This is a genomic window from Actinocatenispora rupis (genome assembly GCF_016861975.1).
In the GTDB taxonomy this organism is placed as follows: domain Bacteria; phylum Actinomycetota; class Actinomycetes; order Mycobacteriales; family Micromonosporaceae; genus Actinocatenispora; species Actinocatenispora rupis.
Window position 1 is genome coordinate 466,883 of record NZ_BOMB01000001.1, and the last position, 15,922, is coordinate 482,804.

Consider the following 15,922-nt stretch of genomic DNA (forward strand, 5'->3'; position numbering starts at 1 on the left):
GGGTGCGCTCCCCGCGCGGGGGCGCACCCGTCGCGTCACTTGCCCAGGCCGGTGCCCTTCGAGACCAGCTCCGGGTGGGACAGCAGGAAGTTGTCCATGTCGTCGTTGCGCATCGCCTTGAACAGCTGGTCGTCCACCGGCTGCTGAAGGCTCTCGTTCCCGTCGCCGAGCGACTGGTGCGCCACCTGGAGCGTGGTGATCTTGTCCGAGGTGATCTTGCGCATCGCCAGCGCCAGGTCCACCACCGTGTACCCGTTGAGGTCCATGGTCAGCGCCTTGCCGGCCGCCTTGAGTACGCGGTCCATCTTGGTCGGGTCGCTCAGCGTGCCCTTGCTGGTGGCCTGCTTGAGGATCTGCTTGATGAACTGCTGCTGCATCCGCTGCCGGCTGTAGTCCGAGTCGGTGTACGCGTACCGCTCGCGGACCAGCGCCAGCGCCATGTCCGCGTCGTAGTGCCGGCAGCCCTTCTCGAACGTGTGCCCGCCGAGGCTCGGCTGCGTCGAGGTGAACGTCTTGTCGACGCACAGCGTGACGCCGCCCAGCTCGGCGGTGATCGCCTTGAAACCGTCCCAGTTGACCATCGCCGCCATGGAGAAGTTCTCCCCGGTCAGCTCCTTCAGGGTGGTGTGCAGGTTCTGCATGCCGCCCTTGACGTCGTTGACGTCCTTCATCCCGAACGTGAACGCCGCGTTGATCTTCGTCGCGTACCCGCCCTGGCCGGTGCGCTTGTTGAGCGGGATGTTCACCTCCAGGTCCCGCGGGATCGACAGCAGGTACGCCTGGTCGTGCGAGGCCGGGATGTGCAGCCACATGATCGTGTCGGTCCGCGGCTTCTCGCCACCGGCCTTCCACGACTTGCGCAGGTCGGAGCCGGCGAGCAGGACGTCGACCGGCCCGGTGACCGCGCTCCCGTGCCGCGACCCGGCGCCGTCGCCCAGCAGGTCGTCCTGCGAGACGGCGTTGTTGACGTGGTCGGCGACGGCCACGGTCCCCGCGTACGTCCCGCCACTGGCGACCGCCAGGACGATCCCCGACACGAGGCACAACCTCGCCCACAACGGGCTTCGCTGTCGCCGTCCGCTCATTTCGCCTCCCGGTCTGGGGTGGCCACAGCATGCCGTACCGCCGGGTGTGGTCGGCAGCCGGGCCGACCACTCCACGCCTGAGGTGCGCAACCGGTTTCCGCGCTCACGGAGCCATGTCCACGTCGACACCGAGCGTGTCGGCGAGGTGTCGCCGGCACGCGGCCTCCATCGCCGCCGGCCACACCGCCCCGGTACGCGCGGCCAGCTGCCGTCCCAGCGGCAGGAACGCCTGGGCGCACGACAGATGCGCGGCGACCACCGACTCCCGGGTCGCCGCCGCCGGCGGCAGGCCCGCCAGTACCGCCAGCCGGTCCGGCGGCAACAGCCCCACCAGCCGCAGCGCGCCACCCCGGTCCGGTACGGCGACGTCCTCCAGCATCAGCCGGACCAGCAACGTACGCAGCAGGCCCGCGCCGGACACGCCCACCACGTACTCGCCGCGGCCGACGACCACCGGCAGCAGTCCGAGTACCCGGAGGAACTCGGTGGCCAGCGCGGCGATCCGGTCGGGGTCGGGCGCCAGCGGCGGGGCATCCGGCCGCAGCCGCGCCGCCAGCCCGGCCCGGTCGAACAGCACCGCCAGCCCGGTACCGCTGCGCCCGGCCACGTCGCCCGGTACGCCGACGGACACGTCGAAACGCAGCCACTCCGGCGTCACGTGCGTGACGACCGGCGCGCCACCCAGCCGCTCCCGGTACACCGTCGGCGTGATCCGGTCGCAGGTCGCCGGCCAGTCGGCGAGGAACCCGGCACGGTCGGCGTCCGCGGTGACCAGCCAGACGTCGACGTCCGAGTACCGGTCGTGGTCGCCGCGGCCGCGACTGCCGGCGAGCCAGGCCGCGAGTACCCGGGGGTCCGTGCGCAACTCCCGGTCGAGCCGGGCGATCAGCTCCGCGTCGTCCATCCGGTCGAGGCTACGGCGTGCCGGCGGGATCGGGCCTGCCACCAGTACGGCCAGCGTGTCGCCTGCTGCGGGCAGCCGACCCGCGTTGCCCCACGGCGTGCTGTCCGGTCTGCACGGGCGCAGCAAACGCATCGCGTACCACGCCCGCGCCGCCGGCGTTCCTGCGCACAGCGCGACGCTCGCGCAACCGGGGATGGTGCGACGCCTGGCGGTGGGGATCCCGGGAGGGGACCGGGGCGCATAGCATCGACGGAATGCAGCCCTCCGGCCCGAATCCCGACGGTCCCCCCGCAGATCCCCCGTCCGTCCCGCCCACCGCCGCCGCGGAGCCCGCCGGCACGGAGCCCGCCAGCGCCACCGGCCCAGCCGGATCACCGCCGCCCGCCGGTACGCCCGCGCCACCTCCCGCTGCGCCGTACGCGCAATCCCCGGGCACCCCGCAGCCCGGTTCCGGCCTGCCGCCCGTCGGCGGATTGCCGCAAGGAACCGGATCGCCGCAGGGAACTGGAGTCCCGCAGGGCCCCGGAGCGGCGCAGGCTCCCGGAACGCCGCAGGGAACCGGAGCGCCACAGGGCCCCGGAATCCCGCAGGCCGCTGGAACGCCGCAGGGAACCGGTATGCCGCAGGGAATGGGGATCCCGCAGGGAACGGGGATGCCGCAGGGTTGCGGGATGCCGTACGGCGCCGCGATGCCGCCGGGTGCGCCGCCGCCGGGCGCGCCGGCCGCCGCCGGTACGTCCGCGCCGCCGGTGTGGCTGCTGATCGGGCCGGCGCTGGGCGCCGTGCTGGGGTTGGTCCTGGCGACGAGCCTGGTCGGCCCGGGTGGTCTGGCGGTGCAGCGCGACCTGGGTGTCTCGGCGACCGCGCTGGGTGTCGTGATCGCCGCGTACCTGCTGCCGATGGTGCTGGTCGGCGCGCTCGGGGTCGTCGTCGGCCGGCGGTTCCCGACCGCAGTCGCCGCCCCCGGTCTGGTACTCCTGCTCGTGGGCCTGCTGCTGTCGGCGCTCACCCCGTCGGCGCCGGTGATCGTCGTCGGCCGGGTGCTGTGCGGGATCGGCGCGGGCGCGGCCGCCGGTACGGTGGTGGGCCTGGCCCTCGGGTACCGGCGGCGTGGTCTGGCGCTCGGGTTGACGGCGGGGGTCGGGCTGGTGGCGCTGGTGCTCGGCCCGGTGGACGGCTTCGTGTGGTCGACGTTCCTGGCGTGGCGCTGGATCTTCTTCGCCGCGGTGCCGGTCGCGCTGGTCGCGATCGCGGTCACCGCCGTCGCAGGCATCGTCCGGCTGACCCGCCGCCCGGCCGTGACACACCCGTACCCGCCCGTAACAGGCACCGGGCAGCCGGCGTTCCCGCCCGCGGCACAGCAGCCGGGTCCGGCCGCGGCGCAGCAGCCGTACCCGCCGGCCGCGGGCTGAACCACCGGCGTACGCCGCGGCGAAGGCATCTCCGCCGCGGCGTACACATGGGTCAGACGGTGCGGGCGTTGCCGGGCGCGCTGCGGACTCCGGTACGGCTGACCGCGACCACCTGGTACGTGCGGGGTTCGGTGCCGGGGGTCGGGTCGGTCCAGGACTGGACCCGGCCGTCCGCGCGGACGGTGGCGACGAGGTTGCGCGCGTCGACGATGTCGGCCGCGCGTTCGCCGTCGAACCGGAAGATCGCGTAGCTCGCCGGCGCCGGCGAGCCCGTCCCCACCCAGTCCAGGCGTACGCCGTCGGCGGTGCGGCGGGCGCGCGCCAGCTCCGGCCGGTTGGGTACCCGGGGATCGAGGTGCGGCAGGGCCGGGGTGAGCGCCGGGTGCTGGTAGTGGTCGGCGACGACGCGGCTGGTGGCGCCGAGCGCGTCGGTACGGACGTCCTTGGCGGAGAAGTACACGTTGCCGGCGACCTCGGGGTACTGCTGGTCGAGCGTGAGGTGCCTGGTCAGCTCGGTCGGGTCGAGCCACGCGCCGGACGTGTTGACCTTGTACGTGGCCTCGCCGATGTAGAGCTTGGTGTCGGTGCCGCGCACCTGCTCGGCCCACCACGGCGTGAGCTTGGCGTAGTCGGCGACGGCGAGCCCGATGTTCCAGTACACCTGCGGGTTGATGTAGTCGAGCCAGCCCTTCTTCACCCAGCCGCGGGTGTCGGCGAAGTTCGCGTCGTACGACTCGGTGCCGCCGGTGTCGGAGCCGTTCGGGTCGCTGGCCTTGTTGCGCCAGATGCCGAACGGGCTGACCCCGAACGCCAGCCACGGTTTCGCCGCGTGGATCCGGTGCTGCATCTCGGAGACGAGCAGGTCGATGTTGTGCCGGCGCCAGTCCTCGATCCGGTCGAACCCGGCGCCGTACGTCGCGTACGTGTCCGCGTCCGGCAGCGTCTCGCCGGCCACCGGGTACGGGTAGAAGTAGTCGTCGAAGTGGACGCCGTCGATGTCGTACCGAGTGGCGTCGAGGATCGCGTCCTCGACGAACCGGCGCACCTCGGGGATGCCGGGGTTGTAGTAGAGCTTCGGGCCGTACGCGAAGACCCACTCGGGATGCTGGCGCGCCGGGTGCCACGGCACGAGCTTCGTCGGGTCGGTCTGCATGCTCACCCGGTACGGGTTGAACCACGCGTGCAGCTGGAGGTTGCGCTTGTGCGCCTCGGCGACCGCGAACTCCAGCGGGTCGTACCCGGGGTCGGTGCCCTGCGTGCCGGTCAGGTACTGCGACCACGGCTCGTACTGCGACGGCCAGAACGCGTCGGCGGTGGGCCGTACCTGGAGCATGACGGCGTTCAGGTTGAGCCGTACGGCCAGGTCGAACCAGGCGACGAGCTGGTCGCGCTGCTGCTGCGCGGGCAGTCCGGTACCGGATGGCCAGTCGATGTTGACCACGCTGGCGATCCACATCGCGCGCAGCTGCTCCAGCGGCGCGTTCGGGTCGGCGGTGCCGGGTGCGGTCCCGGCGGGCGCGGTCGCGGCGCCGGCCGGCATCGCGGTCGCGGAGCCGCCGGGGAGTACCGCGGCCGTGGTGGCGGCGGCGGTCCCGGCGGCGAGCGCGCCGAACCGGCGGCGGCTGATCGGCGTCCCTGGCTGCGACATTCGTGAGTTCCCTTCACGGGTAACGACGTATCGGTAGGGAAGTTTCAGCCCTGGGCGGGCCGAACGCAATGGGTCGGGCGGTCCGAGATCGCCCTACGGGGCAGATCGGGCGAAGCCCGGCGCATGCTGGGAGCCCGCCGGGCCCGGGCCGTGAATCAGCTCCCGATCCCGCCGTCGGCGTGGTCGCCACCGGTACGCCGCGGGATCGTGGAAGGCGACCTGTCGGCGGGGAGGGGGACCGGGTGGCGCGACGGACGAGACTCGCGGGACTGTCCGCGTTGGTACTGTGCGGCGTCGCCGCCGGGCTCGTGCTCGCCGCGGCGGCGTTCCCGGTGACCGCGTTGAGCGGGCTGGTGGCGAAGGCGACGGGCGACTCGTTCGACAGCCTGCCCGCGGCGCTGCGCGTACCACCCTCCCAACAGGCCTCCTACCTGTACGCGTCCGACGGAAAGACCCTGATCACCACGTTCTACGACCAGAACCGTACGGACGTCGCGCTGGACGACATCGCCCCGGTGATGCGCAAGGCGATCGTCGCCGCCGAGGACACCCGCTTCTACCAGCACGGCGGCGTCGACCCGCGCGGCGTCGTCCGCGCCCTCGTCGCCAACGGCAGCAACGGCGGCGTCAGCCAGGGCGCCTCCACCCTGACCATGCAGTACGTGCGGAACGTGTTGAAGACGGATCCGCGGCTGTCCGCGCAGGAACGCGCCGAGGCGACCCAGGACACCGCCGCCCGCAAACTCACCGAGATGCGGTACGCGGTGGCCCTGGAACAGAAGCTGTCCAAGGACGAGATCCTCCGCCGCTACCTCAACATCGCGTACTTCGGCAACGGCGCGTACGGCATCTACGCGGCGAGCCAGGCGTACTTCTCGGTGCCGCCGAGCAAACTGACGCTCGCGCAGGCCGCACTGCTGGCCGGACTGGTGCAGTCGCCGGACGCGGACAACCCGGTGCGCGGCGACCGGCAGGCCGCGCTCGACCGCCGGGCGTACGTGCTGGGCGCGATGGCGAAGGCCGGCGACATCTCCCGGGCCACGGCCACCCGTACGGCGAAGGCACCGCTGCGGCTGGATCCCGGTGCCGCCCCGCCCAACGACTGCGTCTCGGTGCCGTCCGCGCACGACGACTGGGGCTTCTTCTGCGACTACGTCAAGCGCTGGTGGGACGCGCAGCCGGCGTTCGGCCGTACGGTCGCGGAGCGGGAGAACGCGCTGCGGCAGGGCGGCTACCGCATCGTCACGTCGCTGTCGCCGGACGTCCAGGCCACCGCGCTCGCGCAGTCCCTTTCCGTGTACGGGTACGACAACCCGCGCGCGCTGCCGATGGCCGTCGTACAACCGGGGACCGGGCGGGTGCTGAGCCTCGCGGTGAACCGGCACTTCAGCCTGGCCGCGAACCCGTCCGGCCAGAACGGGTACCCGAACACCACGGCGCAGCTCGTCGCCGGGGGCGGCGGCGTCGACGGGTACCAGGCGGGGTCGACGTTCAAGATGTTCACGATGCTGGCCGCGCTGGACGCCGGGATGCCGCTGTCCACCAGCTTCGACGCGCCGTCGCGGCTGCAGACGAAGTGGCCCGACTCCGGCCCCGCGAGCTGCGGCGGCTACTACTGCCCCGGCAACGACAACCCGTCCTGGATGGACGGCACCCGCACCATGTGGACCGGGTACGGCCGCTCCGTGAACACGTACTTCGTGTGGCTGGAGGAGCAGGTCGGCGCGGACCGGGCGGTCGCGATGGCGAAGCGGCTCGGCATCACGTTCCGCGCCGACTCGGACGCCGAGCGGGCCGCGACGTCGGCGTCGTCGTGGGGTTCGTTCACGCTCGGCGTCGCGGACACCACCCCGCTCGACCTCGCCAACGCGTACGCGACGGTCGCCGCGGACGGGAAGTACTGCACGCCCACGCCGGTCGTGTCGATCACCGACGCCAACGGCAGGAAGCTGTCGGCGGGGCAACCGGACTGCCGGCAGGCGGTGTCGGCGGACGTGGCGCGGGCGGCGACCGACGCGGCGCGCTGCCCCGTCGGCCAGCAGTCGTACGCGGGGGAGTGTGACGGCGGGACGGCGCCGTCGGTCGGGCAGGTCCTGTCCGGGCGGCAGGTCGGCGGCAAGACCGGCAGCGCGGAGAACAACGCGACGGAGACGTTCGTCGGCTTCACCCCGCAGGTGGCGGCGGCCGGCATCGCGGCCAACCCGTCCGACCCGTCCGACTACGTGGGGGCCGGTGTCTCGGACGCCGTCGACCAGGCCGTCGCGCGCACCATGCGTACCGCGCTGGCGGGGCAGCCGGCGGTCGACTTCGGTCGCCCGCCGGCCCGGCTCACCGGCGGCTGACCCACGTCGGATCCGTTGCGCTGCAGCGGATCCGGCGACTCCGCCCACCGGCCCGGCTCACCGGCGGCCGACGCGACGGATCCGGCGGTTCAGTTCGCGGGCCAGGACAGCTCGTAGTAGCGGACCTTGGCGTCGGAACGGACGTAGCGCATGCCGGCGGCGTGCATGACCCGCTGGGACGGTACGTTGTCGTGCCCGGTGTCGCCGCGGACGGTCCGCACACCGAGCGACCGGGCCAGGGCCAGTACCGCGCGCAGCGCCTCCGCCGCGTACCCGTGCCCGCGTACCGACTCGACCAGGCCGTACCCGATGGCCACGGCGCGGTCGCCGTCCGGCGGTCCGTGGAAGCCGATCCCGCCGACCGTGGCACCGTCCAGCCGGATCTGGTACGTGCCGAACGGGCCCGGGTCGCCCGTACCGGCGTGGTGGTCGAGGACGTTCTGCGCGCTCCGGCTGTCACCGGCCGTCGGGTACCCGTCGGCCCACCGGTCGGCGGGCCCCGGCTCGCCCGCCGCCACGCGCCGCGCCTCGGCGACGGTCAGCAGGTGCAGGACCAGGCGGTCGGTACGGAGATCAGCCACGCTGCCATGCCTACCAGCACCGACACCCACCCGGCACCCGCGTTTCCATCCCGTGACCGGCACGGTTCAGCTGGCCACCGCCTCCGGTACCGGGGCGTCGGCGGCGGCCGTACCGCGGGTGCGGCGGCCCACGACCGCGGCGAACACGGCCGCCTGCAGGCAGAGCGCGCCGGCCACGTACCAGGCGACGTCGTACGAGCCGAGCGAGTCGCGCAGCAGCCCGGCGCCGGTGGCGGCGATGGCCGCGCCGACCTGGTGGGCGGCGAACACCCAGCCGAACACGATCGGCGCCGAGTCGCCGAACGCCTTGCGGCACAAGGCAACCGTCGGCGGTACGGTGGCCACCCAGTCGAGTCCGTAGAACAGGATGAACAGCAGGATGCTGGGGTGCGCGGTGGCCGCGAACAGCTGCGGCAGGACGAGCAGCGACAGGCCGCGCAGCCCGTAGTAGACGGTGAGCAGGACGCGGGAGTCGACCCGGTCGGTGAGCCAGCCGGAGAACACGGTGCCGACCACGTCGAAGATCCCGACGAGGGCGAGCAGCCCGGCGGCGGTCTGTTCGGGCATGCCGTGGTCGTGTGCGGCGGGGATGAAGTGCGTGCCGACGAGCCCGTTCGTGGACGCGCCGCAGATCGCGAAACTGCCCGCCAGCAGCCAGAACGTTCCGGTACGCGACGCCGCGCGCAGCTCGCGCAGCGCCCGGGTGGCCGTCCCGCGGACCTGCCGTACGGGCGGCGCGAGCGCGGTCTCGCCGTACGGCGGGAGTCCCACGTCCCGCGGGTACTCCCGCATCAGGGCCAGTACGAGTGGGGCGACGAGCAGCGCGGCGGCGGCGACGACGAGCGCGACGGCGCGCCAGCCGTACGCGGTGGCGATGCGGGAGAGGACGGGTAGGAAGATCAGCTGCCCGGTGGCGCCGCCGGCGGTGAGGATGCCGGTGACGGCGCCGCGGTGCCGTACGAACCAGCGCCCGGTCACCGTCGCCACGAACGCCAGCGCCATCGAGCCGGTGCCGACGCCGACGAGTACGCCCCAGCAGAGGACGAGCTGCCAGCTCGCGGTCATGAACACGGTCAGCCCGCTGCCGGCGGCGACCAGGACGAGCGCCACCGTGACGGTCCGGCGTACGCCGAAGCGTTCCATCAGGGCGGCGGCGAACGGCGCCGTCAGCCCGTACAGGAGGAGGTTGACGCTGACGGCGGTGGAGATCGTGCCGCGCGACCAGCCGAACGCCTGGTGCAACGGGTCGATGAGGACGCCCGGGGTGGCGCGGAAGCCGGCGGCGCCGACGAGCGCGACGAACGCGACGGCGGCAACGGGCCACGCCCGGTGGATGCGGGTACGGCGGGGTGCGGTGGTCACGGGGACCAGCTTCGATCATGGTCGGCGGACGGGGCCAGTGGCCGGAAAGCCATCCTGTGAAAGAATCGGGCCATGGCCGCTCACGTCGTCGCCGTACTCGCGCTGGACCAGGTCGTCGGGATGGACATGACCATCCCGTCGCAGATCTTCGGTCCCGCCCGCGGCCCCGACGGCGCCCACCTCTACGACGTGCGCATCTGCACCGCCGACGGCGGGCCCGTCCGGTCGGCCGCGCGGTTCACCCTGCTGCCCGACCACGACCTGTCCGCCGTGGCCGCCGCCGACACCGTCATCGTCCCCGGCATGTACCAGCGCGACGCGTACGAGCGGGGCACGCTCGCCGCGCCGGTCCGCGACGCCCTGACCGCCGCGTACGGGCGGGGCGCGCGGCTGATGTCGATCTGTACCGGGGCGTTCGCGCTCGCCGCGACCGGGTTGCTGGACGGGCGGCCCGCGGCGACGCACTGGCGTTCGGTGGACCGGTTCCGCGCGCTCTACCCGAAGGTACGGCTCGACCCGGACGTGCTGTTCGTCGACGACGGCGACGTGCTCACGTCCGCCGGGGTGGCCGCCGGTCTCGACCTGTGTCTGCACGTGCTGCGCCGCGACCACGGCACCGAGCTGGCCAACCACATCGCGCGGCGCGCCGTCGTACCGGCGTGGCGGCCGGGCGGGCAGTCCCAGTTCATCGAGCGCCCGATGCCCGAACGGGTCGAGGCGAGCACCGCGCCGACCCGCCAGTGGGCGCTCGCGCACCTCGACCGCCCCCTCGGCCTGGACGAACTGGCCGCGCACAGCCGGATGAGCGTGCGCACCTTCACCCGGCGGTTCCGGGAGGAGACGGGCATGTCGCCGAACCGGTGGGTCACCCGGCAGCGCGTCGAGGCGGCCCGCCACCTGCTGGAGGCGAGCGACCTGTCCGTCGAGCAGATCGCCCGCCGCTGCGGTTTCGGGACAGCGGTGTCGCTGCGCCAGCACCTCCGTACCGCGCTGGGGGTGTCGCCGGGCGCGTACCGGCGCACGTTCCGCCCGCCCGTACCGTCCTGACCCGCGGTTCCGGAAAGGGTTCGGCGCGGTTTCCGGGAATGGTGGACGGAAACGTGAACACGGTGTTCGCGTTTGCTTTTCCGGGGCGGATCGGAAATCATTCCCGGCATCCGGCCGCGACCCCCTTTGTGGGTTTCTTCGGCGTGCCCGGAGTTCGTGCCGCCACACAGACAGGACCCTTGCGATGCCCGTACTCGTCACCGGTGCCACCGGACTCGTCGGCAACAGTCTCGTCCGGCAGCTCGTCGCCGCCGGCCACCCCGTCCGCGTCCTCACCCGTACGCCCGGATCGGTTGCAGCGCAACGGTTCCCGGCGGGCGTGGAGGTGGTGGCGGGTGACTTCGACCGGCCGGCCGGGCTGGCGCCGGCGCTGCGCGGGGTGGACCGCATGCACCTGGTCGCGATGGGCGGCGCGCTGCGGTACGGCGCGGAGATCCTGGCCGCCGCGGCCGACGCCGGAGTACGCCGGGTGACGCATCTCGGCCACGACGATCCGAGTCGCGGCGACGACGACCCGATGGAACGCGACCACCGCGTCCTGCACCGCGCGATCGAGCGTTCCGGGCTGGAGTTCACGCACGTGTTTCCGGGCGAGTTCATGGGCAACACCCGCGAATGGGCCGCCTCGGTACGGGCGGAGAGCGTGGTGCGCGCGCCGTTCGGGGGGTGGCGCAGCGCGCTGGTGCACGAGGACGACATCGCCGCGGTACTGGCCGCCGCGCTGACCGCGGACGGGCACGAGGGCGTGACGTACCGGCCGACGGGGCCGGTGCCGGTCACCCGCCGGGAGGTGGTCCGGGCGCTGGGTGCGGCGCTGGGGCGCGAGGTGCGGTTCGTGGAACTGACGCCGGAGCAGGCGCGCGCGCACTGGGCCGGGACGTACCCGGCGGAGGTGGTGGAGTGGTTCCTGGAGATGGGGAACCATCTGGACGGCAACGCGTGGGTGTCGCCGGACGTCGAGCGGGTCACGGGACGACCGGGCCGGACGTACGAGGAGTGGGCGGTGACGCACGCCGACGAGTTCCGCTGACGGCGCGGGTTCCGCGGTCCGGGCGGGGAAGTCCCGTCAGGTGGTACGTCGGTCGGGCGGGCCCCGGGATCGACTACGGTGGCCGGTGTCGGAACCTGGTTGGTTGTGTTGGAGGGTGCGCGGTGTCGTACGTCGAGGAGTTCCAGCCGGGCGTCGGAGCGTTGCCGCCGCGGGCCGCGTACCGGTCCGACGCGCCGGCGCTGTCGCTGAACGGGACGTGGCGGTTCCGGCTGACCGACCGGGTCGGCGGGGACACCGGCTTCACCGCCGCGGAGTACGACGACTCGGGGTGGGCGGAGCTGCCGGTGCCGTCGAGCTGGCCGATGCACGGGCACGGGAAGCCGGCGTACACCAACGTGGTGTACCCGTTCCCGGTGGATCCGCCGCACGTACCGACGGAGAACCCGACCGGCGACCACCGGCTGGTGTTCGAGCTGCCCGCGGACTGGCCGGCCGGCAGTACGGTGCTGCGCTTCGACGGCGTCGAGTCGTACGGCCGGGTCTGGCTCAACGGCACGGAGCTCGGCTGGTCGACCGGCAGCCGCCTGCCGGTGGAGTACGAGGTGGGCGGGGTGCTGCGGCCGGGGCGCAACACGCTCGCGGTGCGGGTGCACCAGTGGTCGGCGGCCAGCTACCTGGAGGACCAGGACATGTGGTGGCTGCCGGGCATCTTCCGGGACGTCACGCTGCTGCACCGGCCGGCGGGCGGCGTCGGTGACGTGTTCGTGCGGGCCGACTTCGACCACGTCACCGGCGCGGGCACGCTGCGCGTCGAGACCGACGTACCGGCCACGGTCAGCGTCCCCGAGCTGGGCATCACGGACCACCCGACCGGCGAGTCGGTGACGGTGGACGGTGTCGTCGGCTGGACCGCCGAGACCCCGCGCCTGTACGACGGGGTCGTGGCGACCGCCGCCGAGCGCGTACCGGTGCGCATCGGCTTCCGTACGGTGACCATCGCCGACGGCGTACTCAAGGTGAACGGGCGGCGGATCCTGCTGCGCGGCGTGAACCGGCACGAGTTCCACCCGGACCTGGGCCGGGTGGTGCCGAGCGAGGTGGTCCGCGCCGAGCTGCTGCTGATGAAGCGGCACCATGTCAACGCGATCCGTACCAGCCACTACCCGCCGCATCCGGAGATGCTGGCGCTGGCCGACGAACTGGGCTTCTGGGTCATCGACGAGTGCGACCTGGAGACGCACGGCTTCGAGCCGAACGGCTGGCGCCGCAACCCCAGCGACGATCCACAGTGGACGGACGCGTACACGGACCGGATGCGCCGGATGGTGGAGCGCGACAAGAACCACCCGAGCATCATCCTGTGGTCCCTGGGCAACGAGTCCGGCATCGGGTTCAACCACGGGCTGATGGCCGACTGGGCGCGCAAGCGCGACGGTTCCCGCCCGATCCACTACGAGGGCGACCACGCCTGCCGGTACGTCGACGTCTACTCCCGGATGTACGCCTCGCACGAGGAGGTCGACGCGATCGGCCGGCACGCCGAGGAACGCCACCCCGACGCCGACGACGAGTTGGACGCGCGGCGCCGCGGCATGCCGTTCATCCAGTGCGAGTACGGGCACGCGATGGGCAACGGGCCGGGCGGGCTCGCCGAGTACCAGGAGTTGTTCGAGCGGTACGAGCGGTGCCAGGGCGGGTTCATCTGGGAGTGGCTCGACCACGGCGTCCGCTCGCACACCCCCGACGGCCGGGAGTACTTCCGCTACGGCGGTGACTTCGGCGAGGAACTGCACGACGGCAACTTCATCGTCGACGGGCTCGTGTTCCCGGACCGGACGCCGTCGCCGGGGCTGACCGAGTTCGCCGCCGTCATCGCGCCGGTACGGGTCACCGTCGACGGGGCGCGCGTGCAGCTGCGCAACACGTACGACTTCGCCGTGCTGACCGACGTCGAGGTGCGCTGGGAGCTGACCGACGACGGCGTACCGGTCGCCGCGGGAACCGTTGTCCCGCAAGCGGTCCCGGCCGGTGCCACCGGCGAGGTGACGCTGGACGTGGCCGCGCCGTCCGGTACCGGTGAACGGTGGCTGACCGCGACCGTGGTGTCCACTGTGGACCTGGGCTGGGCGCCGGCCGGGCACGTGCTCGGCGTCGGCCAGGCCCGCTGGGCCGAGGCGGCGCCGGTCGCCCTGCCCGCGCCGACCCCGCCCACCGCCGAGGCCGACGGCTACGCGCTGGGCCCCGCCCGGTTCGACGCCGAGGGCGTACTGCGGTCGCTCGGTGGCCTGGCGGTGACCGGGCCGCGGCTCGACGTGTGGCGCGCCCCGATCGACAACGACAAGCCGTACGAGGCGGCCTGGCGCGCGCTCGGCCTGCACCGGGTGCACCACCGGCTCGTCGACGTGACCACCGACGGCGACCTCGTCGTACGGACCCGGGTGGCGCCGGCGGCCACGGACGTCGGCCTCGCGGTGACGTACCGGTGGAGCGCGCACGGCGACACGGTGCGCCTGGTGGTGTCGGTGACGCCGGAGGGGGAGTGGACGGTTCCGTTGCCGCGCCTGGGACTCCGGCTCGCCGTACCGTCCACTGTGGACAACGTGACGTGGTTCGGCGGCGGTCCCGGCGAGGCGTACCCGGACAGCCGGCGGGCCGCGCTCGTCGGCCGGTACTCCGCCGGCGTCGACGCGCTCCAGACCCCGTACGTGTTCCCGCAGGAGAACGGCAACCGCACCGCCGTACGGTGGGCGACCCTGCTCGACGCCGACGGCCACGGGCTCCGGATCGACGGCGCGCCGACCGTCGAGTTCACGGTGCGCCGCTGGACCAGCGAGGAGCTGGACGCCGCCCGGCACACCACCGACCTCGTACCGGAGGAGGTGCTGCACGTCAACGTGGACCACGCGCAGCACGGCCTGGGCAGCGGCTCGTGCGGCCCTGCCGTGCTCCCGCAGTACGAGCTGCACGCCGCGCCGACCACGTTCGAGGTACGGTTCCGCGCGCTCTGACCGCCGTGCCCGGCCGTTCCGACGGGCGGCCGGGCCGCGCGCTGAGCGCAGGATCACAGCGCCGGTACGGCCGGGAGACGGCAGAGTGGTAAGGACCCCTTGCCGTCTCCGCCCTGACACGTCGATCGCGTCCGGCGCGGGCGCGACCCCCCGGAGCTGCCCGTGCGTACCGCGACCGAGCCGGCCGACACCGCCACCGTCGCACGGATCCCCGTCCGGTACATCCTGATCCTGGGCGGGCTGTCGGCGTTCGCCCCGCTGTCCATCGACATGTACCTGCCGGCGCTGCCGGCGCTCACGCACGAGCTGCGGACCAGCGCGTCCGCCGCGCAGCTCAGCCTCACCGCCTGCCTGGTCGGGCTGGCCGCCGGGCAACTGCTCGCCGGCCCCGTCTCGGACGTACTCGGCCGGCGCCGCCCGCTGCTCGTCGGCCTCGCCTGCTACACGGTCGCCTCCGTACTGTGCGTGTTCGCGCCGTCGGTGTGGGCGCTCGTCGCGCTGCGGCTGGTACAGGGCCTGGCCGGCGCAGCCGGCATCGTCGTCTCCCGCGCGGTGGTCCGCGACCTGCGCTCCGGTACCGCGGCGGCGAAGCTGTTCGCCGCGCTGATGCTCGTCAACGGCGTCGCCCCGGTGCTCGCGCCCACGCTCGGCGCGCAGCTGCTCCGGTTCACCTCGTGGCGCGGCGTCTTCGTGGTACTCACCGTGATCGGTGCCGGCCTGCTCGTCGCGGTGGTCGTCGGCCTGCCCGAGACGCTCGCGCCCGAGCGGCGGCACACCGGCGGGCTCGCCGACACCGGCCGCTCGTTCCGCACCCTGGTCGGCGACCGCGGCTTCGTCGGGTACGCGCTGACCGGTGGGCTGGTGTTCGCCGCGATGTTCGCGTACATCTCGGGCAGTTCGTTCGTGCTGCAGGACGTGTACGGGCTGTCGGCGCAGACGTTCGGGATCGTGTTCGGGGTCAACGCGGTCGGCATCGTCGCGGCCAGCCAGGTGTCCGCCCGCCTGGTCGACCGGGTCGGACCGGCCGCGCTGATGCGGACCGGCCAGGTCACCGCGCTGGTCGGCGGCCTGGCACTGCTCGCCGCCGTACTCCTCGGCGCCGGCCTGCCCGGGGTCCTGCCGGCGCTGTTCGTCGTGGTCGCCAGCGTCGGCCTGGTCAGCCCGAACGCGATGGCGCTGGCACTCGCCCGGCACGGCCGGATCGCCGGCACCGCGTCCGCCGTCCTCGGCGTCCTCCAGTACGTGGTGGGGGCGGCGATCGCGCCGCTCGTCGGCGTGGCCGGTACCCGCACGGCGGTGCCGATGGCGGTCGTGATCGCGGCCCTCGTCGTCGGCTCGGTCCTGCTGTCGGCCGCGCTGCTGCGCAACCGCCCCGCCGCCTGACCGCCGCTCACCGCGCCAGCGGCCATCGCGTCCCGCAGCGCGGCCAGATGCGTTTCGTGGTAAGCGATCCGGCGGGTGTCGTGCACCGGATCGTCGTCGGCGCACCCGTTCTCGGTGACGTACCCCAGCTGGCGTTCCGGGTACGGCCACCCGGGTCGG

At 73.4% G+C, this 15,922-nt stretch carries 11 protein-coding genes; 6 read left to right on the forward strand and 5 right to left on the reverse strand.

Annotated elements, in window-relative coordinates:
* Positions 1 to 35: 35 nt before the first annotated feature.
* Positions 36 to 1,037: an LCP family protein gene (locus Aru02nite_RS02115; RefSeq protein WP_203654386.1), complete on the reverse strand. Its 1,002-nt coding sequence runs from the start codon at positions 1,035 to 1,037 to the stop codon at positions 36 to 38.
* A 151-nt stretch (positions 1,038 to 1,188) separates the two neighbouring features.
* Positions 1,189 to 1,989 carry a nucleotidyltransferase domain-containing protein gene (locus Aru02nite_RS02120; RefSeq protein WP_203654387.1) on the reverse strand — a complete coding sequence of 267 codons (801 nt, stop codon included), beginning with the start codon at positions 1,987 to 1,989 and terminating at the stop codon, positions 1,189 to 1,191.
* Positions 1,990 to 2,606: 617 nt separating this feature from the next.
* Between Aru02nite_RS02120 and Aru02nite_RS02125 the strand changes: the two genes are divergently transcribed.
* Positions 2,607 to 3,401, forward strand: coding sequence for an MFS transporter (locus Aru02nite_RS02125; RefSeq protein WP_203654388.1), 795 nt, complete (start codon positions 2,607 to 2,609; stop codon positions 3,399 to 3,401).
* A gap of 52 nt (positions 3,402 to 3,453) precedes the next feature.
* Here the strand turns inward: Aru02nite_RS02125 and Aru02nite_RS02130 are convergent, their stop codons facing one another.
* Entirely contained in the window at positions 3,454 to 5,049 is a 1,596-nt protein-coding gene (locus tag Aru02nite_RS02130) for a glycoside hydrolase family 10-like protein (protein ID WP_239076298.1), read from the reverse strand.
* 242 nt (positions 5,050 to 5,291) lie between these two features.
* On the opposite strand from Aru02nite_RS02130, the gene Aru02nite_RS02135 reads away from it, so the two are divergent.
* Complete coding sequence (locus tag Aru02nite_RS02135) at positions 5,292 to 7,391, forward strand: transglycosylase domain-containing protein (RefSeq protein ID WP_239076299.1); 2,100 nt, start codon at positions 5,292 to 5,294, stop codon at positions 7,389 to 7,391.
* An 89-nt stretch (positions 7,392 to 7,480) separates the two neighbouring features.
* Here the strand turns inward: Aru02nite_RS02135 and Aru02nite_RS02140 are convergent, their stop codons facing one another.
* The gene (locus tag Aru02nite_RS02140) at positions 7,481 to 7,972 is read right to left on the reverse strand and encodes a GNAT family N-acetyltransferase (protein ID WP_203654390.1); all 492 of its coding nucleotides are present in this window, start codon (positions 7,970 to 7,972) and stop codon (positions 7,481 to 7,483) included.
* 66 nt (positions 7,973 to 8,038) lie between these two features.
* Positions 8,039 to 9,334, reverse strand: coding sequence for an MFS transporter (locus Aru02nite_RS02145; RefSeq protein ID WP_239076301.1), 1,296 nt, complete (start codon positions 9,332 to 9,334; stop codon positions 8,039 to 8,041).
* Positions 9,335 to 9,406: 72 nt separating this feature from the next.
* Here Aru02nite_RS02145 and Aru02nite_RS02150 point away from each other — a divergent pair, with 72 nt between their 5' ends.
* The 4 genes from Aru02nite_RS02150 (at position 9,407) to Aru02nite_RS02165 (ending at position 15,763) form a co-directional block, all read left to right on the forward strand.
* The gene (locus tag Aru02nite_RS02150) at positions 9,407 to 10,381 is read left to right on the forward strand and encodes a GlxA family transcriptional regulator (RefSeq protein ID WP_203654391.1); all 975 of its coding nucleotides are present in this window, start codon (positions 9,407 to 9,409) and stop codon (positions 10,379 to 10,381) included.
* A gap of 184 nt (positions 10,382 to 10,565) precedes the next feature.
* Positions 10,566 to 11,411, forward strand: coding sequence for an NmrA family NAD(P)-binding protein (locus Aru02nite_RS02155; RefSeq protein WP_203654393.1), 846 nt, complete (start codon positions 10,566 to 10,568; stop codon positions 11,409 to 11,411).
* 122 nt (positions 11,412 to 11,533) lie between these two features.
* Complete coding sequence (locus Aru02nite_RS02160) at positions 11,534 to 14,380, forward strand: glycoside hydrolase family 2 TIM barrel-domain containing protein (RefSeq protein ID WP_203654394.1); 2,847 nt, start codon at positions 11,534 to 11,536, stop codon at positions 14,378 to 14,380.
* 162 nt (positions 14,381 to 14,542) lie between these two features.
* Complete coding sequence (locus Aru02nite_RS02165) at positions 14,543 to 15,763, forward strand: multidrug effflux MFS transporter (RefSeq protein ID WP_203654395.1); 1,221 nt, start codon at positions 14,543 to 14,545, stop codon at positions 15,761 to 15,763.
* Positions 15,764 to 15,922: the final 159 nt, after the last annotated feature.

Bases quoted from the DNA above. Each gene is read 5' to 3' on its own strand.
- Aru02nite_RS02120 (WP_203654387.1), bottom strand. From the start codon at position 1,989: ATGGACGACGCGGAGCTGATCGCCCGGCTCGACCGGGAGTTGCGCACG.
- Aru02nite_RS02150 (WP_203654391.1), top strand. From the start codon at position 9,407: ATGGCCGCTCACGTCGTCGCCGTACTCGCGCTGGACCAGGTCGTCGGG.
- Aru02nite_RS02130 (WP_239076298.1), bottom strand. From the start codon at position 5,049: ATGTCGCAGCCAGGGACGCCGATCAGCCGCCGCCGGTTCGGCGCGCTC.
- Aru02nite_RS02125 (WP_203654388.1), top strand. From the start codon at position 2,607: ATGCCGCAGGGAATGGGGATCCCGCAGGGAACGGGGATGCCGCAGGGT.
- Aru02nite_RS02155 (WP_203654393.1), top strand. From the start codon at position 10,566: ATGCCCGTACTCGTCACCGGTGCCACCGGACTCGTCGGCAACAGTCTC.